Annotated in this window: 26 protein-coding genes and 1 pseudogene; 13 read left to right on the forward strand and 14 right to left on the reverse strand. The window is 71.2% G+C overall.

The window, feature by feature from the left end; all coding sequences use genetic code 11:
• Positions 1-6: 6 nt before the first annotated feature.
• On the reverse strand, positions 7-1,263 hold the full coding sequence (locus AB0H86_RS43065) for an amidohydrolase family protein (protein WP_362451655.1): 1,257 nt from the start codon (positions 1,261-1,263) through the stop codon (positions 7-9).
• Between the two features lie 209 nt (positions 1,264-1,472).
• Here AB0H86_RS43065 and AB0H86_RS43070 point away from each other — a divergent pair, with 209 nt between their 5' ends.
• Positions 1,473-4,475, forward strand: a complete 3,003-nt coding sequence (locus AB0H86_RS43070) for a BTAD domain-containing putative transcriptional regulator (RefSeq protein ID WP_362451658.1) — start codon at positions 1,473-1,475, stop codon at positions 4,473-4,475.
• Between the two features lie 344 nt (positions 4,476-4,819).
• The gene (locus AB0H86_RS43075; RefSeq protein WP_362451661.1) at positions 4,820-5,002 is read left to right on the forward strand and encodes a hypothetical protein; all 183 of its coding nucleotides are present in this window, start codon (positions 4,820-4,822) and stop codon (positions 5,000-5,002) included.
• A gap of 281 nt (positions 5,003-5,283) precedes the next feature.
• Here AB0H86_RS43075 and AB0H86_RS43080 read toward each other — a convergent pair.
• The 3 genes and pseudogenes from AB0H86_RS43080 to AB0H86_RS43090 form a co-directional block, all read right to left on the reverse strand.
• Positions 5,284-5,457, reverse strand: a pseudogene (locus AB0H86_RS43080) (transposase family protein); the annotation flags it as partial.
• Positions 5,376-5,933, reverse strand: coding sequence for a hypothetical protein (locus AB0H86_RS43085; protein ID WP_362451712.1), 558 nt, complete (start codon positions 5,931-5,933; stop codon positions 5,376-5,378). The gene AB0H86_RS43085 and the pseudogene AB0H86_RS43080, both read right to left, overlap by 82 nt.
• Positions 5,934-6,557: 624 nt before the next feature.
• Positions 6,558-7,286, reverse strand: a complete 729-nt coding sequence (locus tag AB0H86_RS43090) for an SDR family oxidoreductase (protein WP_362451663.1) — start codon at positions 7,284-7,286, stop codon at positions 6,558-6,560.
• A 74-nt stretch (positions 7,287-7,360) separates the two neighbouring features.
• On the opposite strand from AB0H86_RS43090, the gene AB0H86_RS43095 reads away from it, so the two are divergent.
• The 3 genes from AB0H86_RS43095 (at position 7,361) to AB0H86_RS43105 (ending at position 8,500) form a co-directional block, all read left to right on the forward strand.
• Positions 7,361-7,738: a MerR family transcriptional regulator gene (locus AB0H86_RS43095; RefSeq protein ID WP_306927063.1), complete on the forward strand. Its 378-nt coding sequence runs from the start codon at positions 7,361-7,363 to the stop codon at positions 7,736-7,738.
• 114 nt (positions 7,739-7,852) lie between these two features.
• The gene (locus tag AB0H86_RS43100; RefSeq protein WP_362451665.1) at positions 7,853-8,212 is read left to right on the forward strand and encodes a Scr1 family TA system antitoxin-like transcriptional regulator; all 360 of its coding nucleotides are present in this window, start codon (positions 7,853-7,855) and stop codon (positions 8,210-8,212) included.
• 75 nt (positions 8,213-8,287) lie between these two features.
• A complete protein-coding gene (locus AB0H86_RS43105) occupies positions 8,288-8,500 on the forward strand; it encodes a DUF397 domain-containing protein (protein WP_362451668.1) in 213 nt (70 codons plus the stop codon).
• 230 nt (positions 8,501-8,730) lie between these two features.
• Here AB0H86_RS43105 and AB0H86_RS43110 read toward each other — a convergent pair whose 3' ends face one another.
• Positions 8,731-10,323: a FadD3 family acyl-CoA ligase gene (locus tag AB0H86_RS43110; protein WP_362451705.1), complete on the reverse strand. Its 1,593-nt coding sequence runs from the start codon at positions 10,321-10,323 to the stop codon at positions 8,731-8,733.
• 109 nt (positions 10,324-10,432) lie between these two features.
• Between AB0H86_RS43110 and AB0H86_RS43115 the strand changes: the two genes are divergently transcribed.
• The 3 genes from AB0H86_RS43115 to AB0H86_RS43125 are packed head-to-tail and all read left to right on the forward strand — an operon-like array spanning position 10,433 to position 12,784.
• The gene (locus AB0H86_RS43115) at positions 10,433-11,590 is read left to right on the forward strand and encodes a lipid-transfer protein (protein WP_362451670.1); all 1,158 of its coding nucleotides are present in this window, start codon (positions 10,433-10,435) and stop codon (positions 11,588-11,590) included.
• A 7-nt stretch (positions 11,591-11,597) separates the two neighbouring features.
• Entirely contained in the window at positions 11,598-12,017 is a 420-nt protein-coding gene (locus AB0H86_RS43120; protein WP_362451673.1) for an OB-fold domain-containing protein, read from the forward strand.
• Positions 11,996-12,784, forward strand: a complete 789-nt coding sequence (locus tag AB0H86_RS43125) for an enoyl-CoA hydratase/isomerase family protein (RefSeq protein ID WP_362451675.1) — start codon at positions 11,996-11,998, stop codon at positions 12,782-12,784. Before AB0H86_RS43120 ends, AB0H86_RS43125 begins: the two co-directional genes overlap by 22 nt.
• A gap of 38 nt (positions 12,785-12,822) precedes the next feature.
• On the opposite strand, the gene AB0H86_RS43130 is transcribed toward AB0H86_RS43125, so the two are convergent.
• From AB0H86_RS43130 to AB0H86_RS43140, 3 genes are all read right to left on the reverse strand, one after another.
• Positions 12,823-13,425, reverse strand: coding sequence for a hypothetical protein (locus AB0H86_RS43130; protein WP_362451677.1), 603 nt, complete (start codon positions 13,423-13,425; stop codon positions 12,823-12,825).
• Positions 13,426-13,476: 51 nt separating this feature from the next.
• The gene (locus AB0H86_RS43135) at positions 13,477-15,870 is read right to left on the reverse strand and encodes a serine/threonine-protein kinase (protein WP_362451679.1); all 2,394 of its coding nucleotides are present in this window, start codon (positions 15,868-15,870) and stop codon (positions 13,477-13,479) included.
• Positions 15,871-16,021: 151 nt separating this feature from the next.
• A complete protein-coding gene (locus tag AB0H86_RS43140) occupies positions 16,022-16,804 on the reverse strand; it encodes a VOC family protein (RefSeq protein WP_362451681.1) in 783 nt (260 codons plus the stop codon).
• Positions 16,805-16,938: 134 nt separating this feature from the next.
• Between AB0H86_RS43140 and AB0H86_RS43145 the strand changes: the two genes are divergently transcribed.
• Positions 16,939-17,574 (forward strand): TetR family transcriptional regulator, encoded by a 636-nt coding sequence (locus tag AB0H86_RS43145; protein WP_362451707.1) that lies wholly within the window; start codon positions 16,939-16,941, stop codon positions 17,572-17,574.
• Positions 17,575-17,679: 105 nt separating this feature from the next.
• On the opposite strand, the gene AB0H86_RS43150 is transcribed toward AB0H86_RS43145, so the two are convergent.
• Together AB0H86_RS43150 and AB0H86_RS43155 are read right to left on the reverse strand one after the other, a co-directional pair.
• Positions 17,680-18,174 carry a nitroreductase family deazaflavin-dependent oxidoreductase gene (locus AB0H86_RS43150; RefSeq protein ID WP_362451684.1) on the reverse strand — a complete coding sequence of 165 codons (495 nt, stop codon included), beginning with the start codon at positions 18,172-18,174 and terminating at the stop codon, positions 17,680-17,682.
• 307 nt (positions 18,175-18,481) lie between these two features.
• On the reverse strand, positions 18,482-19,666 hold the full coding sequence (locus AB0H86_RS43155; RefSeq protein ID WP_362451686.1) for an acyl-CoA dehydrogenase family protein: 1,185 nt from the start codon (positions 19,664-19,666) through the stop codon (positions 18,482-18,484).
• Between the two features lie 156 nt (positions 19,667-19,822).
• Here AB0H86_RS43155 and AB0H86_RS43160 point away from each other — a divergent pair, with 156 nt between their 5' ends.
• The 3 genes from AB0H86_RS43160 to AB0H86_RS43170 all read left to right on the forward strand — a co-directional run bounded on the left by AB0H86_RS43160 (position 19,823) and on the right by AB0H86_RS43170 (position 22,285).
• The gene (locus AB0H86_RS43160; protein ID WP_362451689.1) at positions 19,823-20,992 is read left to right on the forward strand and encodes an acetyl-CoA acetyltransferase; all 1,170 of its coding nucleotides are present in this window, start codon (positions 19,823-19,825) and stop codon (positions 20,990-20,992) included.
• Between the two features lie 150 nt (positions 20,993-21,142).
• Positions 21,143-21,568, forward strand: coding sequence for a pyridoxamine 5'-phosphate oxidase family protein (locus AB0H86_RS43165; protein WP_362451691.1), 426 nt, complete (start codon positions 21,143-21,145; stop codon positions 21,566-21,568).
• Positions 21,569-21,616: 48 nt separating this feature from the next.
• A complete protein-coding gene (locus tag AB0H86_RS43170) occupies positions 21,617-22,285 on the forward strand; it encodes a pyridoxal 5'-phosphate synthase (RefSeq protein ID WP_362451694.1) in 669 nt (222 codons plus the stop codon).
• A 10-nt stretch (positions 22,286-22,295) separates the two neighbouring features.
• Here AB0H86_RS43170 and AB0H86_RS43175 read toward each other — a convergent pair whose 3' ends face one another.
• From AB0H86_RS43175 to AB0H86_RS43190, 4 genes are all read right to left on the reverse strand, one after another.
• On the reverse strand, positions 22,296-23,225 hold the full coding sequence (locus AB0H86_RS43175) for a GNAT family N-acetyltransferase (RefSeq protein ID WP_362451696.1): 930 nt from the start codon (positions 23,223-23,225) through the stop codon (positions 22,296-22,298).
• 58 nt (positions 23,226-23,283) lie between these two features.
• A complete protein-coding gene (locus AB0H86_RS43180) occupies positions 23,284-23,952 on the reverse strand; it encodes a GNAT family N-acetyltransferase (RefSeq protein ID WP_362451698.1) in 669 nt (222 codons plus the stop codon).
• Positions 23,953-23,976: 24 nt separating this feature from the next.
• Positions 23,977-24,411: a Zn-ribbon domain-containing OB-fold protein gene (locus AB0H86_RS43185; RefSeq protein WP_362451710.1), complete on the reverse strand. Its 435-nt coding sequence runs from the start codon at positions 24,409-24,411 to the stop codon at positions 23,977-23,979.
• Between the two features lie 80 nt (positions 24,412-24,491).
• Positions 24,492-24,941, reverse strand: a complete 450-nt coding sequence (locus tag AB0H86_RS43190; RefSeq protein ID WP_362451700.1) for a DoxX family membrane protein — start codon at positions 24,939-24,941, stop codon at positions 24,492-24,494.
• 179 nt (positions 24,942-25,120) lie between these two features.
• Here AB0H86_RS43190 and AB0H86_RS43195 point away from each other — a divergent pair, with 179 nt between their 5' ends.
• The gene (locus AB0H86_RS43195; RefSeq protein ID WP_362451702.1) at positions 25,121-26,761 is read left to right on the forward strand and encodes a subtype B tannase; all 1,641 of its coding nucleotides are present in this window, start codon (positions 25,121-25,123) and stop codon (positions 26,759-26,761) included.
• The last annotated feature ends 217 nt before the right edge of the window (positions 26,762-26,978 follow it).

The following is a 26,978-nucleotide window of genomic DNA, read 5'->3' on the forward strand; positions in this document are numbered from 1 at the left end:
AGCCTGTCACCGGGAGCCGTCCCAGAGTCCGTCCGGGGTGAGCCCCAGCAGTTCGATGGCGTTGCCCCGCACGATCCGTTCCACCAGGTCCGGGGCGAGGTGCCCCATCTGCGCCTCGCCGACCTCGCGGGACTTCGGCCAGGTGGAGTCGGAGTGGGGGTAGTCGGTCTCGTACAGGACGTTGCCGACGCCGATTGAGTCGAGGTTCCTGAGCCCGAAGGCGTCGTCGAAGAAGCAGCCGTAGACGTGCTCGGCGAAGAGTTCGGACGGCGGGCGGTGGACCTTGTCGGCGACGCCGCCCCAGCCGCGGTTCTCCTCCCAGACGACGTCGGCGCGCTCCAGGATGTAGGGGATCCAGCCGATCTGGCCCTCGGCGTACATGACCTTGAGGTTCGGGAAGCGTTCGAACTTGCCGCTCATCAGCCAGTCGACCATCGAGAAGCAGCAGTTGGCGAAGGTGATGGTGGAGCCGACGGCGGGCGGGGCGTCGGCGGAGGTGGAGGGCATCCGGCTGCTGGAGCCGATGTGCATGGCGACGACGGTGCCGGTCTCGTCGCAGGCGGCCAGGAAGGGGTCCCAGTCGTCGGTGTGGACGGAGGGCAGGCCGAGGTGCGGGGGTATCTCGGAGAAGGCCACGGCCCTGACGCCCCGGGCGGCGTTGCGCCGCACCTCCGCCGCCGCCAGCTCGGCGTCCCACAGGGGGATCAGGGTGAGCGGGATGAGACGGCCCTGCGCCTTCGGCCCGCACCACTCCTCCACCATCCAGTCGTTGTAGGCCTGGACGCAGAGCAGACCGAGCTCGTGGTCCTTCGCCTCGGTGAAGGTCTGGCCGCAGAAGCGCGGGAAGGTCGGGAAGCAGAGCGCGGACTGGACGTGGTTGACGTCCATGTCGGCGAGGCGCCGCGGGACGTCGTAGGAGCCGGGCCGCATCTGCTCGTAGGTGATGACCTCCAGCTTGATCTCGTCCCTGCTGTAGCCGACGGCGGTGTCCAGGCGGGTCAGCGGCCGGTGCAGGTCCTCGTAGATCCACCAGTCACCGAGCGGGCCGTCGGTGCCCTGGGCGCCCATCACGGGCTTGAAGCGGCCGCCCAGGAAGGTCATCTCCTTCAGGGGCGCGCGGACGATCCGGGGCCCGGTGTCCAGGTACTTCTTCGGGAGCCGGTCCTGCCAGACGGTGGCGGGCTCCACGGTGTGGTCGTCGACGGAGATGATCAGCGGCAGCGGGGTCTGGGTGTCCGTGGCGGTGTCCATGGCGGTGTCCATGGCGCTGACGGTAGCGCCGATCTGACGATCCGTCAGCTACGCGGGCGGGCCCCTCTTGTGGTGGTTCCTGCGCGAGTGTGTGCGAAGAGCGTGTGAGGGCCTTGTGATATCCAGCGCGCCTGCCTGTGATCACACTCTCCACAGCTGACGCATCTGCCATGAACAAGGCAAACTGGCGGGGTTGCTCAGGATTTCCAGGGGGGACGGCGATGGACGTACCGCGAGTGCCGGAGGTACCGCGCGTGCCGGAGCAGAGGCGTCCCGGCTCCGCGGACCAGGCGGGGGCGGAGGCGAGGGGAGAGGCGGGGGCGGTGTCGCTGCGCTTCGCCGTGCTCGGCCCGGTCCGCGCCTGGCGCGACGAGGAACCGCTGAGCACCGGTTCCCCCCAGCAACGCGCCCTGCTGGCCGCCCTGCTGCTGCGCGAGGGCCGGACCGCGACCGCCGGGGAACTGATCGACGCCCTGTGGGGCGAGGAGCCGCCCTCGCAGGCCCTGGCGGCGGTACGGACGTACGCCTCCCGGCTGCGCAAGGTGCTGGACCCCGGGGTCCTGGTGAGCGAGTCCGGCGGGTACGCGGTGCGCGGGCTGCCCGAGGGCGCGCTGGACGTGGCCGTCGTCCAGGACCTGGCGACCGAGGCGGAGAAGGCGCGCGGCGCCGGGGACCTGTGCCACGCGCGTGACGTACTGGGCCGGGCGCTCGCCCTGTGGGACGGCGAGGTGCTGGCCGGGGTGCCGGGCCCGTACGCGGAGGCGCAGCGGGTCAGGCTGGAGGAGTGGCGGCTCCAATTGCTGGAGTCCCGCCTGGACATGGACCTGGAGCAGGGCTGCCACGCGGAGGCGGTGTCCGAACTGACCGCGCTCACCGCGGAGCATCCGCTCCGGGAACGCCTGCGCGAGCTGCTGATGCTGGCCCTGTACCGCAGCGGCCGCCAGGCAGAGGCGCTGGCGGTGTACGCCGACACCCGCCGGCTCCTGGCCGACGAACTGGGCGTGGACCCGCGCCCGGGCCTGAGCGAACTCCAGCAGCGCATCCTCCAGGCGGACCCGGGCCTGGCGGAACCGTCCGCGCCGAGGGCGGAACCCGCCGCCGTACCGGTGCGCCCCGCCCAGCTCCCGGCAACCGTCCCGGACTTCACCGGGCGGTCGTCGTTCGTCACCGAACTCGGCGAGGTGCTGGCCTCCGCGGAGGGCCGGGTGATGGCCGTGTCCGCGCTGGCCGGCATCGGCGGCGTCGGCAAGACCACCCTGGCGGTCCACGTCGCCCACCAGGCCCGCGGCGCCTTCCCCGACGGCCAGCTGTACGTCGATCTCCAGGGCGCCGGATCCAGGTCGGCGGAACCGGAGACGGTCCTGGGCTCCTTCCTGCGGGCCCTCGGGACATCGGACTCGGCCATCCCCGACTCCCTGGAGGAACGGGCGGCGCTGTACCGCTCGGTCCTGGACGGACGCCGGGTCCTGGTGCTGCTGGACAACGCGCGGGACGCGGCCCAGATACGCCCCCTGCTGCCGGGCACCGAGGGCTGCGCGGCCCTGATCACCTCCCGCGTCCGCATGGTCGACCTCGCCGGGGCACACCTCGTCGACCTGGACGTGATGTCCCCGGACGAGGCCCTGGCCCTGTTCACGAAGATCGTCGGCGAGGAACGGGTCGGCTCCGAACGGGAGGCCGCGCTGGACGTGGTGGCCGCGTGCGGTTTCCTGCCCCTGGCGATCCGAATCGCGGCGTCCCGCCTGGCCGCCCGTCGCACCTGGACGGTCTCGGTCCTGGCGGCGAAGCTCGCGGACGAGCGGCGCCGCCTGGACGAGCTCCAGGCCGGCGACCTCGCGGTGAAGGCGACCTTCGAGCTGGGGTACGGGCAGCTGGAGCCGGTCCAGGCCCGCGCGTTCCGCCTGCTGGGCCTGGCGGACGGCCCGGACGTCTCCCTGGCGGCGGCCGCGGCGGTGCTGGACCTGCCGACGGAGGACACGGAGGACCTTCTGGAGTCCCTCGTCGACACGTCGTTGCTGGAATCGGCGGCGCCGGGACGGTACCGCTACCACGATCTGGTCCGGCTCTACGCGCGTGCCTGCGCGGAACGGGACGAACGGCCGCCGAGCGGGCGGGCGGCGGCGATGTCCCGGCTGCTGGACTTCTATCTGGCGACGGCCTCAGAGGTCTACGCGATCGAGCGGCCCGGCGAGCGGGTCCTGGACCACCTGAGCCGGGTCGACTACCCCGGGCTGACGTTCACCGACCGGGACAAGGCACTGGACTGGCTGTTCACCGAGGCGAGCGCACTGCTCGCGGCGGTACAGCAGGCAGGTGGCGAAGGCCTGTTGAGGCGGGCGGTGGATCTGCTCGTGGTGGGGATCGACCTCGGCGAGTCGGGCGTCAACTCGCGCCAGTACGTCAGATCGTGTGCCGCGGTGATCACGGCGGCCCAGCAGGCCGGTGACGCCCTCGCCGAGGGCCGGGCCCGCCTCATGCACAGCCATCTGCTCGGCATCGCCGGTCAGTTCGCCGAGTCCACCCTGGAGGCCGGCAAGGCCCTGCGGCTCGGGATCGTCGCGAACGACCCTGTGGTCTGCGCCCAGGCCCCCAACCAGCAGGGCATCATCGCCCTGTACGACGGCCGGCACGAGGAGGCCGAGGGCCATCTGACGAAGGCGCTGACCGCCTTCCGCGCCGACCGGAACAACCCGGGCGAGGCCAGCGCCCTGTGCAACCTGTCCCGGGTGCACCTCGCGACGGGGCGTACCGACAGCGCCGTCTCGCTGGCGCGCCAGGGCGTCGCCCTGTACGAGCGCGACGACACCGGCATGGCGCTGCGGCTCGCCAACGGCAAGTACGCGCTCGGTCTCGCTCTCACCAGCCTCGGCCGGACCCGGCTGGCCCTGGACACGCTCACCGAGGCCCTGCACATGTTCCAGGCCGCCCGGCAGCGTCTGTGGCACGGCATGACGCTGTTCCGCATCGCCGAGGTCCATCTGGCCGACCAACGCGCCGCTCAGGCCGCGGCTTGTGCCGAGCAGGCGCTCGTGGTGCTGCACGGGATCGGCGGCGACTGGCGCCGCGCCAACGTGCTGACGGTGCTGGGCCGCGGCCTGCACGGCATCGGCCAGACCGACCGCGCCAAGGTCTGCTGGCAGGAAGCCCTGTCCATCTTCGACGGCTCGGGATCGCCCGAGGCCAAGGACGTGAGAAAGCTGCTCGCCGCCGCCCCGGTCGTCTGACGGCGGGCGGCGGGTGGCAGGCGGCGGACAGCGGGCGGCGGGTGGCACGCGTCGGGCGGCGGACAGCGGGCGGCAGGCGCCGGGCGTCTCACGGCGGTCGTCTGGCGTCAGGCGGCGCGCGGCGGAAGCGGACAGCGGGCGGCACGTTCATCATTCGTTTATCGCGACCCGGCACTCTTATGAATGCCGAACCGTCGTGTCGGGGGGCAGACAGCTCGGCGCCAGGGTCGCACCACTAAGGTGAACGGCCTTGTGACGCCCGTCCGGCGGCCCGCGGGGGAGCTGCCGGACGGGTTCTCATCAGCCCCGTTCGTCCTATGTCCCACGATCCAAGGAGCAGTCTCATGGCCGACAACAACGGCGACGTCAAGCCCGACGACTTCCACGCCACCGGCGAGGAGACCGTGGTCGCCGCCGCGGACACCGCAAAGAAGAAGACCGACATCACGACCAAGGACTTCCACGCCACCGGCGGCGACACGGTCGAGCCGGACGACTTCCACGCCACCAGCGAGCCGTCCAACTGAGCTTTCCTCTCACGGGGGTCGACCGCGGCGGCGCGGATTGGGGGAGCCGCCGCGGTCGATGTTTTTCCGGCGGGGGCGGCGGTGGAAGTTCGGAACTGCTGGCGACATAGTGAGTTTGGGTGAGTGTGAGTGGGTGCCGGGGCCGGATGTGTGGGTCCGGTCGTCCGCGGTGCGGGTGGTCCTCTGTTGTCCAGGGGGTGTTCTGAGCTCGCCCGCTTGGGAGGAACGGGAGTACTTGGGGCGAACGGGTGACCTTTACGGATGGCGCTCATTGAGGTCTTTCAGCGTTGCCGCTCCAGGGTGAGGACGGCTGCGGCGATTGACGTCATTCGATTTGGGCTGCACCGCGCTCTGCGGAAGATCCGCCAGGACTTCAGACGGGCAACGCCACGTTCGACCGGGGCCCGCGCCTTCGACAGCGCCCGGTTGACGGTCTGCTGGGTGAGCGACAGCTCGCCTCCCGCGGCGGCGCTGAGGCATACCAGGGAACGACGCAGCCAACCGAAGCTCGTCCGGCCGTCGCGTTGTCGCAGCGGAACTCGTTCAGCGAGTACGGGGCGACTGCAGGCTCGTAGGTACCGTTCGTGAAGGTCAAGTACCAGGTTGTCCTGCATGTGCCGATGTCACCGGGATTGGTTGCGGTGGTGTCGAAGAAGGACTCACCGGTTTTCCACGAGTTCATCGGTGCCAGGGTCTGAGCAGGGAAGCTTGCACTCTCCCGCGTGCATGAACCGCTCATCGTGGCCTGGCCGTTGACGCTTGCCTTGAGCGCGTCTCCCCACCCCTGGTACATCGACAGCTCGATCTGGTGCCCGATGGTCCCGATCCCTGTGTTGCCGTAGCTGTAGTCGATCGCGAGCAGATCCGCCTTGCCGGTGACCGTGTCCACCCCGTTGCGCGTTACGTAGGTGGTGTAGGTCAGGGCGCTCACGCGGCACACCTGGGTGCGCGTGCCGAGAACCGTGCCCTTGCTGTCCTCGCACCACTGAGGCAGTTCCACCGCGGCAATCGCTGGGTGGGGCCGGGTTGGCGGGCTTGGGGGTGTCGACGCTTCTATGCACACCCAGGAGCCGTCGGGGGCCTGCGTAGTGCAAGGATTGGGGTCGGCATTCCCAGGGATGGCGTTACTTCTTCGGGTTTGGAAGTCGGCTGGTCTGAGCCAGGAGTTACCTCGGCGACGAGAGGCTCGTCTTCGGCTACGACTAATCGGCCGTCCTGGACGGACGGACTGGCCTGGGCTGGCGCCAGGTCGCCCACGCCTTCCTGGCCGTCATCCGCGCCGACGAGCACCGCGAATACCCGGCCCCCACCGGACTCATCGCCCTCACCTGCAACGAAATACAGCGACTATTCGCCCTGCCCGCCGCATCTCCGAACGGCCAACGCGACCATCGCCTGCGCTGGTCGCTATGGCGTCGCCGACACCAGGCACGCGCCCGCGAGTGCCACTACCGCCGACGCGCGGCCACAACATGAAGATCCACAACTGCGGATGGAGTATCAAGTGACCGACCTCAGAAGCAACCGACCGAAGCCAGCGTGGCCCGAGGGCCCCTCAGCCTGCCATTAGCGCCGCCAGGGCTCGGTCCATCGCGGCGTTGAACTCTTCCGGCGTCAGTGGCAGTCGGGACTTGACGTCCCGACTCCACTGGTCGGCGAGGACCTCGGCGGAGCCCGCCTCGACACCGTCGAGCGCCGCGTCGGCCAGGTCCGACGGCGCGATCTTGTCCACGGGCCAGCCCGCGGCCATGTCGGTGTCGGCCAGGCCGAGGTGCACCGCTGTCACGAGCGTGCCCTGCTCGGCGAGCTCCAGGCGGACGCCGTTGGTCATGGCCCAGGCGGCGGCCTTGGTCAGGTGGTAGGCATTGGCGCCCTTGCCCCCGAACCACGACATGGCGGAGAGGACGTTTACGATCGCGCCCCCGCCGTTCCTGCCGAGCGTCGGCGCGAACTCCCGGATCATTCCCAGGTGGCCGAACACGTTGGTCTCCAGCTCATGCCGCACCGCGTCCAGCGAGCCGGTCACCAGGTCGGTCCCCGTCTGGATCCCCGCGTTGTTGACGAGCAGCGAGACGTCCGCGGCGGCCTCGGCGGCGGCCCTCACGGATGCGGGATCGGCGATGTCGAGGGGCAGCACCTCGACCCCGGGCAGGTCCACGGTCTCCGGTCGGCGGGCCGTCGCGTAGACCTTGCGGGCGCCCCGTTCGAGCAGGCGCTGGGCGAAGGCGCGGCCCAGGCCGCGGTTGGCTCCGGTGACAAGGGCAACTGAGTTGTTGATGTCCATGCCCGTACGCTAAAACCTGACGCTAACGTCAGAGGCAAGTGCTGATCATCAGGGCCGGAGTGAGAGGAATCGCCATGACCGTCACGGAGGCCGCGGGCGAGCGGCTGATCCGCATCGGCGAGGTGGCACGGGGCGCCGGCGTCTCGGTACGCGCCGTGCGCTACTACGAGCAGCAGGGGCTGCTCATCGCCGAGCGCAGCCCATCCGGCCAGCGCCTCTACCGGCAGGACGCCGTCACCCTGGTCCGCTTCTTCCAGCAGATGTTCGCCGCCGGCCTGACCAGCCGAAGGATCACGGAACTCCTTCCGTGCTGGGACTCCGGGCACACCGACGCCGAGCAACGAGCCATGCTGCGCGCCGAGCGCGACCGCATCCAGGCCAAGGTCGACGACCTGCAGGCTGCCCTGGACCGCCTCGACGAGGTCATCGCGATCACGGACACGCACCCGTAGGCGCGGTCGGTTCGGACGGCGCACCAGCGATCTACGGCTGGAGTACTAGCCGACGCTACGGGCTACAAGGAGCCGTACGTATCCAAGGTCAAGAACGGCAAGGCGCTGCCGTCGGTGCACTTCGCCGAATGGTGTGACCGGTTCTTCAACACGTCCGGCTACTTCGCCCGGTTGCTGGTCCGGGTTGGCGAGCGCGGGCACCCCGGTTGGTTCGTGCCGTACATCAACTTGGAGAAGCAAGCCAGCCGGGTTGAGGACTACTCCAACGCGCTGATCATGTTGCAGACTTGGGAGTACGCGGAAGCCACGTTCCGGGCCACGCACCCGCGCGAGGCTGACGACCAGATCAAGGCCAGGATCGAAGCCAGGTTGGCCCGTCGAGAGGTCATGGAAGCCATGACAGTCCGGCTGCCCACCTCCGTTCGCAGCGTCGGACTCCGCTACGGCGGTGGACACCGCGCGCACGGCGTATGAGCGTCTGCGGGCTTCCGCCCGCGACCCCGAAGAGTCCTTGGCTCTGATTCGAGAGATCGCGGAGGAGTACATCAGATGAGCAGCACGCACGGCCACCGGCCCCTGCGGTGGGTCAAGAGCACGTACAGCGGTGGCGAAGGTGGCAACTGCATCGAGTGGGCGCCGGAGTACGCGGCGGCCACCGGTGAGTTCCTGGTCCGCGACAGCAAGGACCTGAACGGCCCACACCTGGCCCTGACCCGTGAGGGGTTCTCCGGTCTCGTGGAGTTCGCCAAGCATCACGGGTGATCCACTCCCCCCTACCGACACCCCGAGCGACCGGCCCTCGCCACTGGCGGGGGCCGGCGTCATGGGGAGGGCGGAGCGGCCCACAGGGCGCGCAACCCGCGTATCCGCGTCCCGTGACTGTCACCAGTACCGAGGGGGTGGACAAGAGGGGTTGGAGGCCTCACAGCACGGTTGACCTGCACGTTTCCGCCTGGCAGTACCAGGGGGTTGCGCAAGAGCGGTAGCAACGGCTATCCCGCCCGCCCCCGCAACGCCCCCTTCACCACCTTCCCGCCGGCGTTCCGAGGGAGCTCACCGAGGAACTCCACCGCCCTCGGGACCTTGTAGTTCGCCATCTCGCGGCGGGCCCAGGCGATGAGGTCGTCGCCCGTCACCACCGACCCGGCCCGCCGCACCACGTACGCCCTGCCGACCTCGCCCAGGCGGGCGTCCGGCACGCCGATCACCGCCACGTCGGCGACATCCGGGTGCAGGCCCAGGAGTTGCTCTATCTCCGCCGGGTACGCGTTGAAGCCGCCGACGATGAACATGTCCTTGATCCGGTCGGTGATGCGGAGGTTGCCGGCGTCGTCCAGTACGCCCACGTCTCCGGTGCGCAGCCAGCCGTCCTCGCCCAGTACCTCCGCCGTGGCCGGCTCGTCCTGGTAGTAGCCGCGCATGACGTGAAAGCCGCGGACCAGGACCTCGCCGGGCACGCCGGTCCCGACCGGTGTGCCCTCGGCGTCCACCACCCGTACCTCGGTGCCCGGGATCGCCCGGCCGGACGTGGACGCGATCACCGACGGGTCGTCGCCGCGGCGGCACATCGTGACGATGCCGCTCGCCTCGGAGAGGCCGTAGGCGGTCAGGACGGTGTCCACGCCCAGTTCGCCGCGCAGGCGTTCCACCAGCCGCAGCGGGACCACCGCGGCGCCGGTCACCACCAGGCGCAACGCCGACAGGTCGTGCGCGTCACGGGCCGGATGGTCCAGCAGCGACTGGTGCAGGGTGGGCGGGCCCGGCAGCACCGACACCCGCTCCGCCGCGATGTTCGCCAGCGCCGTGCCCACGTTGAACACCGGCTGCGGGATCATCGTCGCGCCCCGCATCAGGCAGGCGATCACTCCCGCCTTGTAGCCGAAGGTGTGGAAGAAGGGGTTCACGATCAGGTAGCGGTCGCCGTGCCGCAGACCCGCCAGATCGGTCCAGATCCCGTACGCCCGCAGGGTCTGGGCGTGGGTGATGACGGCGCCCTTGGGGCGGCCCGTCGTCCCGGACGTGAAGACCAGGTCGCTGGGCTGGTCCCCGCGCACGGCCGAGGCCCGGGCCCGCACCCGGGCCGGCCCCACCTCGTCGCCGGCCGCCAGGAACTCCTTCCAGGTGCGGAAGTCCGCCGGGGCGTCGTCGGACAGGACCACCACCTGTTCCAGCGCCGGCAGGCCCGGCAGCGGACCGGAACCGGCTCCCTCCCCCGCCGCCCGCCGCAGTGACGCCACATACGACGTCCCGAGGAACGTGCCCGTCACGAACAGCAGCCGGGCCCCGCTCCTGGCCAGCACATCCGCCGCCTCGGCCCCCTTGAAGCGGGTGTTCAGCGGCACCAGGACCGCGCCCGCCGACACCGCGCCCAGGGCCGAGACGATCCAGTCGAGCGAGTTGGGGGCCCAGATCCCGACCCGGTCGCCCGCCCGCAGCCCGCTCGCGACGCACGCCGCCGCCGCGCGTTCCACCCGGGCGCCCAGTTCGCCGTACGAGATCCGGGTACGGCCGTCCACCACGGCCTCGGTGTCCGCGTACCGTTCGGCCGCCGACCGGACCAGGCCCGGGATGCTGCCCCATTCCATGTCTCCGCGCACAACCAGCCTCCTGAAACCGGTAGCTGACTGCCCGTCAGATTAGCGGTAGCCTGACGGCCTGTCAGCTCGACCGTGCGTCCGCGGAGGTGTGCGTACCGTGACCGGAGGCCCAGGACTCAAGGACGCCACCGCCGTCGTCGGCATCGGGCAGACGCCCTTCGCCAGACACCTCCCCGAAGACGAGCGGACCCTCGCCTGCCGTGCCGTCCTCGCCGCCCTCGACGACGCCGGGATCGCCCCCGGCGAGGTCGACGCCCTCGCCTCCTACACCATGGAGGAGACCGACGAGGTGGAGCTCGCGAAGGCCGTCGGGTTCGGGGACCTGACCTTCTTCAGCAAGGTCGGATACGGGGGCGGCGGCTCCTGCGCCACCGTCGCCCACCTCGCCTCCGCCATCGCCTCCGGGCAGGCCACGGTGGGGGTCGCGTGGCGGTCCCGGAAGCGGGGCAGCGGTCCGCGCCCCTGGACCAACACCGCCGTCCAGCTCCCCACCCCCGCCCAGTGGACCCGGCCCTTCGGTCTGCTCCGGCCCGTCGACGAGATAGCCGTGCTCGCCCGCCGCTACATGCACGAGTACGGCGTGACCCGCGACCACCTCTTCAACGTCGCCCTCGCCTGCCGCAACCGCGCCAACCAGAACCCCGCCGCCGTGATGTACGAGTGTCCCCTGACCCGCGAGATGTACATGTCGTCCCGGTGGATCAGCGAGCCCCTGTGCCTGTACGACAACTGCCTGGAGACGGACGGCGCGCTCGCGTGCGTGGTCGTGAGCAGCGAGCGGGCCCGGGACTGCCGCCACAGACCCGTGTACGTCCACTCCGCCGCCCAGGGCCTGCCCGCCCAGCACCACGGCATGGTCAACTACTGGAACGACGACCCGCTCACCGGTCCCGCCTGGACCGCCGCCCGACACCTGTGGAAACACGCCGACTTCACCCCTCAGGACGTGGACGTTGCCCAGATCTACGACGCGTTCACGCCCCTGGTCCCCCTCTCCCTGGAGGGCTACGGGTTCTGCGGACGGGGAGAGGGCGGGGCGTTCACCGAGCAGGGCGCCCTGGAGAGCGGCGGACGGCTGCCCCTCAACACCGGCGGGGGCGGGCTCAGCGAGGCCTACGTCCATGGCTTCAACCTCATCAACGAGGGCGTGAAGCAGCTGCGCGGGACGAGTACGGCACAGCTGCCCGGAGCCTCGACCTGCCTGGTCACCGCCGGGGAGGGCGTCCCCACCTCCGCGCTTCTCCTGAGGAGTTGACCCCGCCATGCTGACCCCCGTCACCGACACCGACGGCGCCCCCTTCTGGCAGTACGCCGCCCAGGGCGAGCTGCGCGTCCAGGCCTGCGCCGACTGCGGTGAGCTCCGCTTCCCGCCCCGGCCGTGCTGCCCGCACTGCCGGTCCTTCGCGAGCCAGTGGCGCCCGATGTCCGGGCAGGGCCGCGTCTGGTCGTACGCCGTTCCGCACCCGCCGCTCCTTCCGGAGTACGCGGCGCGGGCGCCGTACAACGTCGTGGTCGTCGAGCTCGCCGACGCGCCACACGTCCGACTGGTCGGGAACCTGGTCCGCGCGGCCGGGGACCCTCTGGACTCCCTTGATCCGCGCCGTGTTCGCATCGGCGCCCGGGTACGGGTCGTCTTCGACCCGGCGACCGGGCTTCCCCAATGGGTCCTGGAGCGGCCGTGAACGTACAGGTCAGCCCCGACAAGGACACCGGCGTCGCGGTCGTCACCCTCGACCGGCCCGAGCGGCTCAACGCCATCGACCTCGCCATGGTCGGCGAACTCACCGATGTCTGGCGGGAGTTGCGGTTCGACGACGCGGTTCGGGCCGTCGTGCTCACGGGCCGCGGGGAGCGCGCGTTCTGCACGGGGATCGACCGGGACGCGGTCGTGCCGCAGCCGGGCTCCCCGTACATGGCGGACGATCCGCTGCTCCGGATCGGGCCCAAGTCGAACGACCTGTGGAAGCCCGTCGTCGCGGCCGTGCGGGGCATGGCCTGCGGCGGGGCGTTCTATCTGCTCGGCGAGAGCGACTTCCTCGTCGCGGACACCACGGCCACCTTCTTCGATCCGCACACCACCTACGGCATGGTCAGCGCGTACGAGGCGGTCCTCATGGCCCAGATGATGCCGCACGGGGAGGCCGCCCGGACGGCGCTCATGGGAACGGCCGAGCGAATGTCGGCGCGGCGGGCCCACGAGGTCGGACTGGTCACCGAACTCACCGAGCCCGGCGCGGCGTTGGCGGCGGCGACCTCCGCGGCCGCGGTCATCGCCGGTTACCCGACCGAGGCCGTCCAGGGCACCGTACGCGCCCTGTGGGCCGCCAAGGAGGCGTCCCTGGCGCAGGGTTTCGCGCAGGCTCCGCATCTGGTGGCGCTCGGGAACCTGCCGGGCGAACGGCAGGCCGGGCTGTTCCGGGCACGGCAACGCGAGTTCAGGTTGCGCTAGCAAGGTGCGTGTACTGGTCGAGCGGCTCCCCGCGCCGATCAGTTCACGAGGTCGGCCTCCGGGTCGACCTGGCAGTGGTCGACCGACGCCAGGAAGCTCTCCCCGAGCTTCACCCGGGTGTTCGCGCTGCCCTTCGCCGGCACGGTGACCGTGACGGAGATGTTCCTCAGGAGCTCCGTGCTCTCGGCGTCGTAGAAGGTGACCCAGGCCTGGAACTCGGCCTCGCGCTTGTTCGGGTTGGTGATCTCGACCGTGGCGTACGCGGTGGTCGAGGTCGCACAGCTGACCAGCTTCGCCGTGCCGTCCTTCAGCACCGTGCCGGAGCCGGTGCTGGAGGAGGTGGGCGTGGAGCGGTAGCCGGGGCGCCGGGTGGCGTAACCGCCGCCGCTGGTGCCGCTGGTGCTGCTGCTGTCGTCGTACGAGGAGTCGTAGTCGTCGTCATCGGAGTCGTACGAGTCCGACGAGCCGCCTCCCGAAGTCGTCGACGAACTGCCGTGGTTCTGGCTGGAGCTGCTGCAACCGCCGCCGTCACCACTGCCGCCGCTGCTTCTGCCGTGCCGCCCCGTCGAGAATCCGGTCAGTGCGAGCACGACCATGGCCAGTACCGCCGTGAACTTGAGTGTGCGCCCCCGTGAATGCATATGGTCACTCTAGTCACTTGCGTGATCACTCACGCAAACTGTGGACAACTCTCAGGTGGTCCTGGCCGTACCGGTGCCCTTCTCCGCGTCCAGCGCGTACACGCACCGGTCCTTGCTGCACGCGTACACGACCCCGTCCTTGATGACCGGGGAGCCGGTGATCTCGCCGCCGGTCGCGAGTTTCCAGCGCAGGCGGCCGTCGTCGGCCTTGAGCGTGTACAGCAGGTGGTCGGTGGAGCCGAAGTGGATCCGGCCCTCCGCCACCACCGGGGCGCCCACGATGTCGCCGCCCGCCTGGAAGCGCCACTTCGGGGTGCCGGTGACGGCGTCCAGGGTGTAGAGCCCCTTGCCGCTGCCCACGTGCACATGGCCCGCGGCCACCAGGACCGAGTCGACGGACGAGCGGGCCTCGGTGGCGATGCGCCAGCGGTCGCGGCCGTCGGTGGCGTCGAGGGCGTACACCGTGCCGAGGTAGTCGGCGAGGTAGATGCCGCCGCCGGTCACCGCCGGGCCCGGTACGAAGGTCGGCGGGCACAGGAAGACCGCCGGTGCCTCGAAGTGCCAGCGGACGTGGCCGCTGACCACGTCCAGCGCCAGCACCCGGGTCCCCGCGGACAGGTACACATAGCCGTCGTTGGCCGGCGTCAACCGCACCGGCACCCCGCCGCATGAGGCCGCGTCGCCGATCGGGTACGACCAGCGCTCCTCGCCCGTACGGGCGTCCAGGGCGCGCACCCGGGCGTCCTGCCAGACGAACACCGTGCCCTCGTGCAGCGCGGGTCCCGCCTCCGGGGACTCGAAGTCGGTCTGACAGCCGGTGATCTCCCACAGCTTCTGCCCGCCCGAGGCCTCCCACGCCTGGACGCCGCCGCCGCGGGTGCCGGTGATCACGGTCCCCCGCTCGGCCTTCAGGGAGTACACCCAGGCGTCCGTGGACAGCCGCCACAGGTCGCCGCCCTCACGGGCGTCCAGGGCGAACAGGGTGGGCCCGTCGGAGGCGTGGATACGGCCGTCCGAGACCGCCATCGACCAGGCCACGTCCCGTGTCTTGAAGCGTCGGCGGCCGGTGGCCACGTCCAGGGCGTGCACCTCGAAGGAGGTGACGTAGACCAGGTCACCGGCGACCGAGGGGGTCCCCCAGACATCGTTCGACATGCGGAAACGCCAGGGCCGCCAGCCGCTCGCGCTCTCCGGCGCGGGCGCCGGGAGCGCGGGTACGGCAGGGCCCACGGCAGGCTCTGTGCCGTTGACGCCGGGGCGGGGCCTGGACCAGGAGGCGACCAGACCGGCCTCCGGCGGGGGCGCCTGCACGGCGGCGGCGCGGGCGTCGGCGACGCGCGGGCCGGGCCCGATCGGGACCTGGGCGCCGGCCAGCCGGACGGGGCCGGTATCGGGGCCACCGACGGACACCGGCGGCGCGGACAGCGGCGACGGCACCAGGCCGGGGCCGGGCCCCGGGACGACGGGGGCGTGGGACGGCGGGGGCGGGGGCAGCGGGGCGACCCGGCCCCCGCCGCTGCGCGCGCCCTGCGCGGGCTGCACCGCCGTACGGCCACCGCGCCGCGTCTCGATCAGGCCGACCGCCCGCTCGGGCAGCCACGCCGAGGCCGTACCGCTGTCGTCGGAGCCGGAGCCGAAGAGGTGCGGGGCCAGCTGGGCCTGGAGGTCGGCCGGGTTGGGCCGACCCGTCGCCTCCATCTGCATACAGGACTCGATCAGCGGGCGCAGCTCGTCCGGGAGGCCCTCGAGGTCCGGCCCCTCGCGGAGCAGCATGAAGACGGTCTCGACGGGGTTGGCGCCGTGGAAGGGGGGATGTCCGGTGGCCGCGAAGACCAGCATCGAACCGAGCGAGAAGACATCGCTCGCGCCGGTCACGCTGCGGGAGTCCTTCGCCTGCTCCGGGGACATGTAGGCGGGCGTGCCGACGGCGACGTTCGTCATCGTCAAACGTGTGTTCGAAACACCGGAGGCGATACCGAAGTCGATCACCCGGGGCCCGTCCTCGACGACGAGAACGTTGGAGGGTTTGAGGTCACGGTGGACCAGCCCGGCGCCGTGGATCGACTGCAGCGCCTCCGCGACACCCGCCGCCAGCCAGCGCACCGCCTGGGCCGGCATCGGCCCGCACTCGTTCACTATCTCCTCGAGCGAGGGCGCGGGAACATACGCGGTGGCCAGCCAGGGCACGGCCGCACGGGGATCGGCGTCGACCACGGCCGCCGTGTAGAAGCCGGAGACCGCGCGGGCCGCCTCCACCTCCCGGGTGAAGCGGACGCGGAAGAGCTGGTCCTCGGCGAGTTCCGTCCGGACCGTCTTGATCGCCACGCGCCGGCCGGACGCCGAGCGCGCGAGATAGACCAGCCCCATGCCGCCGGCACCCAGCCGTCCCAGCACCTCGAACGGCCCGATCCGCCGCGGATCGTGCTGCGTCAGCTGATCCACCACTTTGCCTGCCACCTCCCCGTACGAGCCGCGTCACCCATGTACGCGACCCCGTGCAGCGTCTCACCACCGCACCGCCATGGGCGGCACGCACCCTGATTCTTCCTGGCGGGAGCCCTGCTGGCGAACCCGAGGACAAATAGGGTGTCCCGCATCAATACGGGACTGCCTCGCCGCCGCCCATAGCCGTCTGACGCTCCAGGACCGCGAACGACGCTCCTTGATTGTCCGTGACGACGGCCACTTTTCCGTACGACGTCTCAAAGGGCGGCGCCTGGACCCGCCCGCCGAGCCGGTTCACCGTCTCGAGAACCTCCTCGCAGTCCGCCACCGCGAAGTGGACGAGGAAGTGCGGCGGCATCTCGGCCGAGAAGACGTCGGCGACCAGGGCGCGACCGAAGTCGGGGTGAGCCTCCGGTCCGAAGAGGGCGTCGTGGAAAAGACCGCCGTAGAAGGTGTTGGCGGCCTCGGTGTCCCGGGCGTACAGCTCGGCCCAGGCGAAGGTGCCCGGCTCGTGGCGTCTGCCGAAGCCGGGGTGGGTGCCCGGCTGCCAGAGGCCGAAGACGGCCCCCTCCTCGTCGGTGACCAGCGCGGTCTTACCCAGCTCGCCGACCGCCACGGGCGCGGTGATGACCTGCCCGCCGGCCGCCCAGACCCGGTCGGCGAGGCCCTCGATGTCCGGGGTGGCGAAGTACACCGTCCACACGCTCGGCAGGCGGCCGTCCGTCTTGCGGGCGAGCGCGGCGACGGGTGCGCCCTCGATGCGGGCCCATACAGCGCCCCCGTACCCCTGCGGCGGGTCCTCGAAGGTCCACCCGAAGAGCTCGCCGTAGAACCGCTTGCCCCCCTCGAGATCCGGAAGCTGCGCGTCCACCCAGCAGGGGACGCCCTCGCCGTAGAGGTCCCCTCCGTACCCCGATGCCCTGTTTTCGGCCATGTCGCCAAAATAACGGCGACTGTCGCACGCCGCAGACCAGGAACACCAGCCTCCACGCCCTCGTGCACCCCATTTGCAGTCGGCCGAATCGCGCTCCCATCACCCCTCGGTAAGCTGACGTCATGACAGGACAAGTGCGTACCGTCGACGGCCGCGTGGCCGGCCGGCGTGGGCAGGCGACCCGGCAGAAGCTGCTCGACTGCCTCAGCGAGATGCTCAGCTCCTCCCCCTACCGGGACGTCAAAGTCATCGATGTCGCCCGGAAGGCGGGCACTTCACCCGCGACCTTCTACCAGTACTTCCCGGACGTCGAAGGCGCCGTCCTGGAGATCGCCGAGCAAATGGCCGCCGAGGGCGCCGAGTTGACCGATCTGGTCGCCGGGCGCTCCTGGGTCGGCAAGGCGGGCTGGCAGACCGCGCAGGAACTCGTCGACGGGTTTCTGGAGTTCTGGCGCCGCAACGACGCGATCCTCAGAGTCGTCGATCTCGGTGCCGCGGAGGGCGACAAACGGTTCTACAAACTCCGAATGAAGATCCTCAACTCGGTCAACAACTCCCTCTCGGACGCGGTCGCCGAACTGCAGTCCAAGGGCAGAGTGGACAAGGACGTGAACCCGGCGGCCGTCGCCGGCTCGCTCGTCGCGATGCTCGCGGCCGTCGCCTCGCACCAGAAGGGTTTCCAGTCCTGGGGTGTGAAGCAGGCCGAACTCAAGCCGAACCTGGCGCTGTTGGTGCACCTGGGCGTGACCGGGAAGAAGCCCACGAAGTAACCCCCGACGACGTCAGCGACGACGTCCTTGGTGCGGCCCCAAGTCCTGTCACGCGGGCGGCAGCTCACCCAGGTGGGCTGCCGCCCGCCGCACTGCGCCGGATCATCACCGCACGCCCCTTTCAATCCTTTCGACCCTTTCGATCCTGAAGAGCCGGATCTCCCGCTCCACCCGCTCCTGGTACGTGGCGTACGGCGGCCAGAAGGCCAGCACCGCCTGCCACGCGGCCGTCCGCTCCCCGCCCTCCAGCAGCCGGGCCGTGACGGGGACGTCCCGTCCCTTCCAGTTGACCGTGGCCTCCGGATGCGCGAGCAGGTTGGCGGTCCAGGCAGGATGGCCGGCCCGTCCGAAGTTGGAGCCGACCAGGATCCAGCTCGCACCGTCCCGCTCCGGCATGCAGGCCAGCGGGGTCCGCCGGGCCAGCCCGGTCCGCGCTCCGGTCGAGGTCAGGATCACGCCCGGCAGTATCCGGGCGCTGAGCAGCACCCGGCCCCGGGTGAGCCGGTGCACGGCCCGGTCCAGGGCGGGGACCACATACGGGGCGACCTTGGCGAACCCCGGCGCCGACGATACCTTCTGGATCACTCGTACGCCGATCACCGGGTCTCCTTCGACGATGCCCCGACTTTCAGGCCGGGGTGGAATCGAACCCCTGCGGAGCAGGGCAGAGGATGGGGTCTCTCCTCAAGGGTGCAAGACCGACTACACGATCGAGTAAGCTGCATACCGTGCGTAGCGAGAACCAAGCACGCACGCGCCGCGCGAGAACCAAGCCGGCACACACCAACGCTTTCGGGCAACCGGGCAGGTTCCGTCCCGGCTGGTGCTGAGGGAGTAAGACCTCTCTGGTCGCTGACCGATGGGGCTTCCTGAGCCAGGAATCCCCCTGCTTCAGCTGGGGGAGGGTTCAAACCCTCACCTCCGGATCCGTGAAGAGCCGGGCCGCCTCGGCGGCGTGCGCCCGCAGCCGGTGCGCCGGCCCGAACAGCAGCTCGTCGCCCGAGGCACGCTTGAAGTACAGGTGCGCCTCGTGCTCCCAGGTGAAACCGATCCCGCCGTGCAGCTGGATCCCCTCGGCGGCGGCGCCGCGCAGGGCCTCCAGGGCCTGCGCGAGGGCCAGCCCCCCGACCCGCTCGCCCTGGGCGGCGGCCCAGGCCGCGTAGTACGCCGCCGAGCGGGCCGCCTGCACCTGGACGTACACGTCGGCGAGACGGTGCTGCACCGCCTGGAAGGAGCCCACCGCCCGCCCGAACTGCTCGCGCTGCCGGACGTACTCCACGGTCCGGCCGAGCATCTGGTCGGCGGCCCCGACGGCCTCGCAGGCGACCAGGGAGGCGGCCGTGTCACCGGTCCCGGCGAGCGCGGCGGGCACGTCCACGCTCTCGTCGCCCAGCAACTCGGCCTCCACATCACGCAGTTGCAGCCGCGCCCGCGGCCGGGTCGGGTCCAGCGCGGTCTGTCGCACACGTACCAGCCCGTCGGCGTCCCCGGACACCAGGAACAGCAGGGTCCGCGACCGGGCGAACCCGCCGGCGTGGGCGGCGACCAGCAGCAGCCCCGCGTGATGCCCGTCGAGGACCTGCTCGACCTGCCCGTACAGCCGCCACCCCGCGCCGGCCTGCCGAGCCTGCACCCCTCCCGCGCGCCCGCCGCCGGCCCACCCGCTGCCGTTGTCGCCGGTCAGCGCGAGGGCGGTGGCGAGACAGGTGCCGGGTACCGCGAGCGCGGCGGTGAGCGCGCCGGACGCGATGCGTGGCAGCAGCGCGGTTCGCTGGGCCTCGGTGCCCAGGGCCAGCAGCAGGGGTGCGGCGAGTCCGGCGGTGGCGAGCAGCGGGGAGGGGGCGAGGAAGCGGCCCGTCTCCTCGCAGGCGAGGGCGAGTTCGGTCACCGAGCCACCGACCCCGCCGTAGGTGTCGGGGAGCGCGAGCCCGGGCAGGCCGAGCTGTTCGGCGAGGGCGGTCCACAGGGCGGGATCGTGTCCGGCCGGGGTGTCGACGGCGGCCCGTACCTCCGCCGGACCGCAGCGATCCCGCAGCAGTGCGCGCAGGGTGCGGCGGATCTCGTCCTGCTCGGCGGTGAAGTCGGTGTCCATGGGGCCGCCCCTTCTCCGCGGGTCTGCGCTGCCATATCTGACGGTGCGTCATATTAGGGCGGTGGGGGTGGGATGCCCAGCCCTGCGACGTCTGCCGCCTACCGTCTGCCTCTGCCGTCTGCCGCCGGGTACCGGATCTGATGTACCGTCAGATTCATGACGCGCTCCCGGAAAGTCGCGATCGTCGGCGTCTCCCTCTCCGACTGCGGCCGCGTGGACGACGCGACCCCGTACGCCCTGCACGCCCAGGCCGCCCGCCGCGCCCTGGCCGACGCGGGGCTGGACCGCTCGGTGGTCGACGGCTTCGCCTCGGCGGGCACCGGCATCCTGGCGCCCGTCGAGGTCGCCGAGTACCTGGGCCTGCGTCCCACCTGGGTCGACTCCACCTCCGTCGGCGGCTCGACCTGGGAGGTGATGGCGGGCCACGCTGCTGACGCGATCGCCGCCGGACACGCGAACGCGGTGCTGCTGGCCTACGGCTCGACCGCGCGCGCGGACATCAGGGCGGGCCGGCGGACCGGCGACCTCTCCTTCGGCGCGCGCGGCCCGCTCCAGTTCGAGGTGCCCTACGGCCACACGCTGATCGCCAAGTACGCCATGGCGGCCCGTCGCCACATGCTCGAACACGGCACCACGGTCGAGCAGTTGGCGGAGGTGGCGGTACAGGCACGGGCCAACGCCGCCCTGAACCCCGAGGCGATGTACCGCGAACCGATCACGGTGGACGACGTCCTGTCCGGCCCGATGATCGCGGACCCCTTCACCAAGCTGCACTGCTGTCTGCGCTCCGACGGCGGGGCGGCGGTGCTGCTGGCGGCCGAGGAGTACGTGACCGACTGCCGCACCGCACCGGTATGGGTCCTCGGCACCGGAGAGCACATCTCGCACTCCACGATGTCCGAATGGCCCGACTTCACAGTGTCCCCGGCGGCGGTGAGCGGACGGCTCGCCTTCGAGCGGGCCGGGGTGCGGCCGGCGGAGGTCGACTTCGCGGAGATCTACGACGCGTTCACCTACATGACCCTGGTGACGCTGGAGGACCTCGGCTTCTGCGCGAAGGGCGAGGGCGGGGCCTTCGTGGAGAAGGGCCGGCTGCGGGTCGAGGGCGGGGAGCTGCCGGTGAACACCGACGGGGGCGGGCTTTCCGCCCAACACCCGGGAATGCGAGGGCTGTTCCTGCTGGTGGAGGCGGTACGGCAGTTGCGCGGGGAGGGGGGTGACCGTCAAGTGCGGGATGCGGGTGGGCGGTTGCCGGAGTTGGGGGTGGCCTCGGGGACGGGTGGCTGGTTCTGCTCGTCGGGGACGGTGGTGCTGGGAAGAGGCTGAGCGGCGGGAACACGGGGTCCGGGGCCGGCGTTGTGGTGCGGCAGTCGGCGCTGCGGTTGGTGTAGCTATTGGTGTAGCTGTTGACGCATCTGTTGGTGCAGCCGTCGACCATGCCGGTCCATGCCCGAACCGCACGGAGGAGATCCGCCCATGGCCCTGACCCGCGAAGAGCGTGCACAGTTCCTGGCCGAGCCCCATGTCGCCGCACTCGCGATCGACGCGGGAGCGGGGCGCGCTCCGCTGACCGTGCCGATCTGGTACCAGTACGAGCCCGACGGCACCGTGTGGATCATGACGGGGCTGGAGTCCCGCAAGAACGAGCTGATCGGTGCGGCGGGCCGGTTCACCCTGATGGTCGACCGGCTGGAGCCCACCATCCGGTACGTGTCCGTCGAGGGGCCGGTCCTCGACACCTCCCCCGCCACCATCGAGCAGCTCCGGGAGATCTCCGCGCGCTACCTCCCGGCCGAAAAGGTGGACGGGTACGTGGACGCCGCGTGGAAGGAGCACGGCGAGCAGGTCGTGATCCGGATGCGGCCCGAGCGGTGGGTGTCGTCGGATCTGGGGACGGTGTAAGGGCGTACGGCCTGATGCGTCGCGCCGGGTGCGCGTGACAATCGGGGAATGACAACCGATCTTCACGAGCTGCTGAGGTCACTGCGGGTGTGGGACCCGGAGGTCACCGCGTTGCCCGCCTTCGACCCGGGGGCCGCCCCCGACGACCCCCTCGCCCTCTTCACCGCCTGGTTCGCGGCGGCGGTCGCGGCGGGGCAGACCGAGCCGCACACCATGTCCCTCGCGACGGCGGACGAGGAGGGCCTGCCGGACGTACGGATCGTCATGATGCACGGCGCCGACGCGGACGGCTGGTCCTTCGCGACCCACGCGACCAGCCGCAAGGGCGGCCAGCTGGCGGCCCGCCCGTACGCCGCCCTCGCCTTCTACTGGCCGGTCCTGGGCCGCCAGGTGCGGGTCCGTGGGCCCGTCACCGCCGCTCCGTCCGAGGAGGGCCGGGCGGACCTGCACGCCCGCTCCACGGGCGCGCTGGCGGCCGCCCTCACCGGACGGCAGAGCGAGCCCCTCACCTCCCTCGACGAGTTGGCTCGGACCTCGCAGGACGCGTGGGAGCGGGCGCGGCGCGAGCCGGAGGCCCCGGTGTCCTCGTGGACCCTGTACCGCCTGCGCCCCCAGGAGGTGGAGTTCTTCCAGGGGGACGAGCGGCGGCAGCACGTACGGCTGGTGTACCGGCGGGAGGGCGCGGGAGGTTGGGCCAAGGGGCTGCTGTGGCCCTGAGTGGCGCCGGCTACTCCTCGGAAACTGCGCCCGCCTCGAAGTCGTACACCGCGAAGTCGCTGACCGGCCGGTACCCGATCCGCTGGTACAGCGCGTTGCTGGTCGGGTTCGCCAGGTCGGTGAAGAGCAGCACCTCGTCCGCGCCCGCGTCCCGCGCCGCCCGGCTGACCTCTGCGGTGACGGCACCGGCGTAGCCCCGGCCACGCAACTCGGCCGGGGTGTAGACCGGGGCGACCCGGACCTGGCCGGCGACCTGCGAGGTCACTCCGGCCATGGCGACGGGGGTGCCGTCCGGGGTCTGCCAGAAGGTGGCGCCGCCGTAGGCGATGCGGGCGTCGGCCCAGGAGTCCCTGTCGATGCCCTGCTCGCCAATTGCCTCGGTGAACTCCTCGTACCACTTGGCGAGTTGAGACCGGTCCGACGTGGTGGCGATACGCGCCCGCCCCGCCGGCGCGGGCTCCGGGACGGTCAACGTGCCCAGTCTGTACAGCCGTTGGCGCTGGAGGATGGTGGCCGTGGCGCCCGTACGGGTCTGCCAGGCCGCGGCGAAGGCCGCGGCGGTCTCGTGCTCCCCGCCGACGCCGGGGACCATGCGTCCGAGTCCGGCCAGGTGGGCGGCCAGCGAGTCGGCTTCCTCGGTGGTCAGTGCGGTGACCTGGAGCTGGTACGGCGGGGTCTGGAGGTAGGTCGCCCGCACTGCGCCGTCTCGCTGCAGAAGGCCGTAGACGGGGGGCTCGTCGCCGTACGCCCCTGGTCCGCGCCTGCGCACCGCCTCGGTCACCGACAGCATGACGGTATGCGCGGCGGGCCGGGAACGCAGGAAGTCTCCGGCACGGTCGAGGAAACGGTCCAGGTCTTCGGTGCGGTGCCAGTGTTCGGGGCGAGGTGAGTCGTCGGGGCGAGGCGAGTCGTCAGAGCGGGGCGAGTCGTCAGAGCGCATGCCTCATGGTCACGCCTGGCGGTGGGCAACGCCCCTGATTTTCCTGCGGGTTGTCCCCCTAAAGCACCTCCGGTTCCGGGTCCGTCGCCAGGCGGGCGTGCAGGTGCATGTCCCGGAACGCGTCGTGGCGGCCGGCCTCGAACATGGCGCCCCGCAGTGTCCCCTCGTACCGGAATCCGCACCGCTCGGCTATCCGGCAGGAGGCCTCGTGGCCGAGGGCGTGGTCGAGTTCGAGGCGGTGCAGGCCCAGTTCGGTGTGGGCCCAGTGGGCGGCGAGGGCCAGGGCGCGGGTGGCGACGCCGCGGCCACGGGCCTCTGGGAGCACCCAGTAGCCGACGCGGGCGTGGCGCAGGTCGGGGTGGATGGCGTTGACGCCGATGTGTCCCAGGGTCGTACCGGTGTCGGCGTCCGTCACGCGGTACGACGCCGAGGCGCCGTCCGCCGCCTGCGCGGCCTTGGAGCGCAGCGACTCGCGTGCGCTGTCGGCGTCGGCGATCGACCTGATCGGCGTGTTCCAGCGCTGGAACTCCGGGTCGACGCAGCCGCGCAGCCAGGTCTCGACGTCGGTCTCGGAGTCCGGGTCCCAGGGGCTCAGGCGCAGTCCGTGGCCGAGCAACTCCGGGAAGGGGAAGGGGAGATGGGCGGGGGCGGGTGTGGGGGCGAGGGCCGGGGCGGGTGCGGGGTTCGGGTGTGGGTGGGCGCTGTGCTGGTCGTCGCGGTGGGCCATGCACGCCATTGAAGCCGCTCGGCCTCACCCACGCGGCCGGAACACCGGCACTGCCGGTGTCCCGTCCTGGACGCCGACCCCGTCCCTGAAGGCGACCTCCAGTGCCATCCCGGCCCGCAGCTCCCCGTGCGGGCACTCCACGATCTCCGTCATCATCCGCGGGCCCTCGGCGAGGTCGACGACGGCGGCGACGTACGGCGTGCGCCCGGCGAACGGCGGCAGGTCGTTGCGGTGGACGACGGACCAGGTGTAGAGCGCGGCCCGGCCGCTCGCGGGCTCCCAGACGACGTCCTCGCTCCAGCAGTGCGGGCAGAACTCGCGCGGGTAGTGATGGGCCCGTCCGCACGCCCCGCAGCGCCGCAGCAGCAGCCGGTGCCGCGCGGCGGCGTCCCAGTAGGCGCGGGTGAAGGCATCCGGCTCGGGCAGGTCGTGGCGGGGACCGGCGGCGCTCTCGGGCAGGTCGTGGCGGGGACCGGCGGCGCTCTCGGGGTCGTGGCGCGGGCCGCTCTCGGGCAGGTCGTGGCGCGGGCCGGCGGCGCTCACTGGAACAACCCCAGCGCTGCGTCGACCGACCAGTCCTGCCAGGACATCCCGAACAGGGCGACCAGTGAGATGAGGGCCATCATCGAGTTCTGCCCCTGCTCGGCCCAGTCGTGGATCATGAGCGTGAAGTAGAGGACGTTGAGCAGCAGACCGCCGACCAGGGCGAGCGGGGTCAGGAATCCGAGGATCAGTCCGAGGCCCAGGGCGAGTTCGGCGTAGGCGACGACGTACGCCATCGTCCTCGGGCGCGGGGTGACCACCACGTCGAAGCCGCTGCGCACCGCCGTCCACCGGTGCTTGGCGGCGATGCCTGCCGCCCAGGTGATCCCGCCGCCCTCGAACCAGGTGCTCTTGTCCTTGTGCCGCCAGCTCTCCAGCCACCACAGCCCGAGCCCTATGCGCAGGACGGCCAGCCACTGCGCCCCGGTGAGCCAGATCGTGTCCATGAATCTGACGGTACGTCAGATGCTCGGCTCCGGGAACCCCGATGCGTTCCCGTTGAGTGAACGCTGTGCGCCCGCCATGAAGCTGTGGGTCCTCCATGAATGGCCAAGGATTGTTGGCAATTTTGTTCGCACTGTGCCTAGGTTCAAGACGCCAACCGAAACAGCGAGGGAGTCGAACCGTGAAGCACAGGGCAGTCAAGCGCAGGTCGGTCGTCTTGGGCATCGGCGCCGCCGCCGGTGTCGCGGCGGTGGGCGGCATCGCACTGAACGCGCAGGCCTCCGGCTCCACGTCGGCCACGTCGTCCGCCTCGGACTCCCTGGTCTTCGACCCCGACGGCTACACGGAGCTGACGGCGACCGTCACGGACACCGACGGCGACGAGCACACCGTGAAGTACCACTTCTGGAAGGCGATCACCTACGTCGCCAATCCGGTGGACGAGAAGTACCAGAGCCTGAACGTCAGCGTGCCGGTCGAGATCGACGGCGTGGCGGTCGACGCGAGCAAGGCGCCGATCCTGCTCGCCAACACCATCGGCGGGTATATGCCGTCCACCGTCGCGGATGCCACGGGGGTCGGCGCGTCCGGCGGCATGGGTGGTGGGGGCGGCGGCGGCACCCCGCCCAGCGGCTCGGCCTCCGCCTCCGCCTCCGCCTCCGCCTCCGCCTCCGCCTCGGCTCCGGGCGCCAACGAGAACACCAACGCCAACGGCGGCGCCCTGAACACCAACCAGTACCTGGCCCTGGGCGCCGGTTACGTCGTCATCGAGCCCGGCGCCCGCGGCCGTACCCTCACGAACTCTGCCGGCGAGTACTACGGCGTGGCCCCCGCCGTGATCGTCGACCTCAAGGCCGCCGTGCGGTACATCCGCTTCAACCAGGGCCGCATCCCCGGCGACACCGACCGGATCGTCTCCGCCGGCACCAGCGCGGGCGGCGCCGTGTCCGCACTGCTCGGCGCCTCCGGAGACAGCAAGCTCTACGACAAGCTCCTCAAGGAGATCGGCGCGGCCGACGCCTCCGACGCGATCTTCGCGACCGGTGCCTGGTGTCCGATCACCGACCTGGAGCACGCCGACAGCGCCTACGAGTGGAACTGGGGCGCCAACGCGCTGAAGTCGGGCGACAAGGTCGACCAGACCCTCTCCAAGGAACTGGTCTCGCAGTTCGCCGAGTACCAGGCCGGTCTCAAGCTGAAGGGCCTGAGCGGCTTCGGCCCGCTGACCGCCCGCAACTACGACGAGTACCTGGTCAAGCAGTACCTGGAGCCGTCCGCCACCACGTACCTCGCGGCGCTGTCGGACTCCGCCCGGGAGACCTACCTCGCCGCCAACACCTTCATCTCCTGGTCCGGCGGGAAGGCCACCTTCACGTGGGCCGACTTCCTCACCCACGTCGGTGCCCGGAAGAAGGACGTCCCCTCCTTCGACGCCTTCGACCTGTCGACGGGCGAGAACAACCTGTTCGGCACGGGCACGACCGAGGCGCGTCACTTCACGGCGTACGGCGCCAAGAACGACACCACTGGCCTCAGCTCCAAGCGGGTCGCTGGCGACATCCCCGAGAAGCTGAACCTGATGAACCCGATGTTCCACCTGGAGCGGAAGAACCCGGGCCGGTCCAAGCACTGGTGGATCCGCCTCGGCACCGAGGACTCCGACACCTCGCTGACGGTCTCCGCCAACATCGCCGCCGCGGCGGCCGGCCTCGGCGACGATGTCAACCACCTCTACTACTGGGACCAGGGCCACGGCGCCAACACCGACCCGGGCGACTTCATCACCTGGATCGGCAAGATCACGGGCCACAAGACCAGGTAACACCCCGGCCCCCAAGAACGCGGTGCCGGTTTCCCGTCATGCCCCGGCCACCGCCCGTCACGGCGTCGAGTCCCTCCTACAGTGGGGCCCGGCGCCGTGGCATTTCCGCTCCCAGGCGACGGCTGGTGGGGGGTCGGGGACGGGACGGGGGTGTCCGTCCTCGGTCTGGCGCGGAATCGGTTTCTTGGTGAGTGGGCGGTGTTGACGCGCCAGACGC

Origin of the sequence: Streptomyces sp. NPDC050997 (genome assembly GCF_040660135.1) — a bacterium.
Classification (GTDB): Bacteria; Actinomycetota; Actinomycetes; order Streptomycetales; family Streptomycetaceae; genus Streptomyces.

Coding starts and splice junctions, on each gene's coding strand:
- AB0H86_RS43160 (WP_362451689.1), top strand. CDS start 19,823: ATGACGCGCTCCCGGAAAGTCGCGATCGTCGGCGTCTCCCTCTCCGAC.
- AB0H86_RS43190 (WP_362451700.1), bottom strand. CDS start 24,941: ATGGACACGATCTGGCTCACCGGGGCGCAGTGGCTGGCCGTCCTGCGC.
- AB0H86_RS43090 (WP_362451663.1), bottom strand. CDS start 7,286: ATGGACATCAACAACTCAGTTGCCCTTGTCACCGGAGCCAACCGCGGC.
- AB0H86_RS43140 (WP_362451681.1), bottom strand. CDS start 16,804: ATGGCCGAAAACAGGGCATCGGGGTACGGAGGGGACCTCTACGGCGAG.
- AB0H86_RS43170 (WP_362451694.1), top strand. CDS start 21,617: ATGACAACCGATCTTCACGAGCTGCTGAGGTCACTGCGGGTGTGGGAC.
- AB0H86_RS43075 (WP_362451661.1), top strand. CDS start 4,820: ATGGCCGACAACAACGGCGACGTCAAGCCCGACGACTTCCACGCCACC.
- AB0H86_RS43110 (WP_362451705.1), bottom strand. CDS start 10,323: ATGGAATGGGGCAGCATCCCGGGCCTGGTCCGGTCGGCGGCCGAACGG.
- AB0H86_RS43130 (WP_362451677.1), bottom strand. CDS start 13,425: ATGCATTCACGGGGGCGCACACTCAAGTTCACGGCGGTACTGGCCATG.
- AB0H86_RS43165 (WP_362451691.1), top strand. CDS start 21,143: ATGGCCCTGACCCGCGAAGAGCGTGCACAGTTCCTGGCCGAGCCCCAT.
- AB0H86_RS43125 (WP_362451675.1), top strand. CDS start 11,996: ATGGGTCCTGGAGCGGCCGTGAACGTACAGGTCAGCCCCGACAAGGAC.
- AB0H86_RS43105 (WP_362451668.1), top strand. CDS start 8,288: ATGAGCAGCACGCACGGCCACCGGCCCCTGCGGTGGGTCAAGAGCACG.
- AB0H86_RS43120 (WP_362451673.1), top strand. CDS start 11,598: ATGCTGACCCCCGTCACCGACACCGACGGCGCCCCCTTCTGGCAGTAC.
- AB0H86_RS43070 (WP_362451658.1), top strand. CDS start 1,473: ATGGACGTACCGCGAGTGCCGGAGGTACCGCGCGTGCCGGAGCAGAGG.
- AB0H86_RS43180 (WP_362451698.1), bottom strand. CDS start 23,952: ATGGCCCACCGCGACGACCAGCACAGCGCCCACCCACACCCGAACCCC.
- AB0H86_RS43175 (WP_362451696.1), bottom strand. CDS start 23,225: ATGCGCTCTGACGACTCGCCCCGCTCTGACGACTCGCCTCGCCCCGAC.
- AB0H86_RS43155 (WP_362451686.1), bottom strand. CDS start 19,666: ATGGACACCGACTTCACCGCCGAGCAGGACGAGATCCGCCGCACCCTG.
- AB0H86_RS43065 (WP_362451655.1), bottom strand. CDS start 1,263: ATGGACACCGCCATGGACACCGCCACGGACACCCAGACCCCGCTGCCG.
- AB0H86_RS43095 (WP_306927063.1), top strand. CDS start 7,361: ATGACCGTCACGGAGGCCGCGGGCGAGCGGCTGATCCGCATCGGCGAG.